At 78.0% G+C, this 1,415-nt stretch carries 1 pseudogene; it reads left to right on the forward strand.

The annotated features are described in order from the left end of the window. A pseudogene (locus tag RY94_RS18195) lies at window positions 1–1,415 on the forward strand (glycosyltransferase family 2 protein); the annotation flags it as partial.

Genomic DNA, 1,415 nt, shown 5'->3' on the forward strand with positions numbered 1-1,415 from the left:
CGCCGGCGTCGGCCGGCCGTTCCACCTCTGGCGGTCCCGCCGCTCCGCCGCCCGGAGCCGGCGCCGGCCGCGCTCCGTCGTGCGCCCGCTCATCACGTCCCGCCGCGAGGTGTGGTCCCACCGCCGGTCGGTCATCGACGCGTTCACCTCGCGCGGGGCCTCCGCCGGACAGGACCCGCTGCAGCGGACCGAGGAGTACATCCCGTCGGGGGACGGCACCGACGACTTCGCCGCGCTGTCCGCCCCGGCGCGGCTCTGGATCGGATCCGGGGCCGTCCTGGCGGTCGTGGTGCTGCTCGCCGCCGCGATTCTCGGCCTCCACGGCCTCATCGGTGCCCCGGCCCTCGCGGGAGGGGCCCTGCTGCCGGTCGCCGCGACCCCGGACGCCGTCTGGCACAGTGCGACGGCGTGGTGGGCCGGCCTGGGAGCCGGATTCCCCGTGCATGGCTCGCCGTTCGCGTACGTGCTGTGGCTGCTGTCCCTGCTGGGCCTCGGCTCGGCGAACACGGCCGTCGTCGTCACCGTGGTCTGCGCGCTTCCCCTCGCCGGCCTGGCGGCGTGGTCCGCGGCCGGCGCCCTGACGCGGTCCCGTGCGCTGCGCCTCTGGGCCGCGCTGTCCTGGGGTGCGGCGCCCGCCCTGCAGGTCGCCCTCGGGCAGGGCCGCCTCGGCGCGCTGCTCGCCCACCTCCTCCTTCCCCTGGCCATCCTGGGGATCGTCCGGGCCGTCGGGGGCGCGCCGGCCCTCCGCCCGATGCCGGACGGCGTCGTGAAGCCCGGGATCGACGGGACCCGCAGCTGGACCGCGGGCGCCGCCGCCGGTCTCGTCCTCGCGGCGGCCGCGGCGTCGGCGCCCTCCGTCGGCGCCCTCGCCGTGGCAGGACTCGTCGTCGCACTGATCGTCGGCGGGACGAGGGCGCGCACGCTGTGGTGGACCCTGCTGCCCGTCGTCGCGCTGTACCTGCCGTACCTGTTCTCGGCCCTCGACCATCCCCGGGGTCTCCTCGGCGACCCGGGCGTCCCGCTCGCCGTCGATCCTGCCGCGCCCTGGCAGCAGCTCCTCGGGTTCCCCGTGCGGTTCGACCCGATGCTCGCGTCCGCCGCAGCCGGTCTCCCCGGCCCGGGCCCCTGGCCGCTCGTCGCCGCGATCGTCATCGGCGGGCCCGTGATCGTCCTGGCCGCCGTCGCGCTCTTCCGGCGGAACGGACGCGGCACCCTCGTGCGCACCCTCTGGCTCCTCGCGATCCTGGCATTGGCCCTGGGCGCGCTGGCTCCGCGGTTCCCGGTCGCGGCGGACGGCCCGGCCCTCGTCGGGGTGTTCCCCGGACCGCTCGTCTCGGTCGTGACCCTGTGCCTGCTCGCGGCCGCCCTCGCGGGGCAGCCGGGCCGCCCTGACGCCGGCGTCCCCGCGGCCCCGG

This window comes from Arthrobacter sp. L77 (genome assembly GCF_000816565.1).
In the GTDB taxonomy this organism is placed as follows: domain Bacteria; phylum Actinomycetota; class Actinomycetes; order Actinomycetales; family Micrococcaceae; genus Arthrobacter_D; species Arthrobacter_D antioxidans.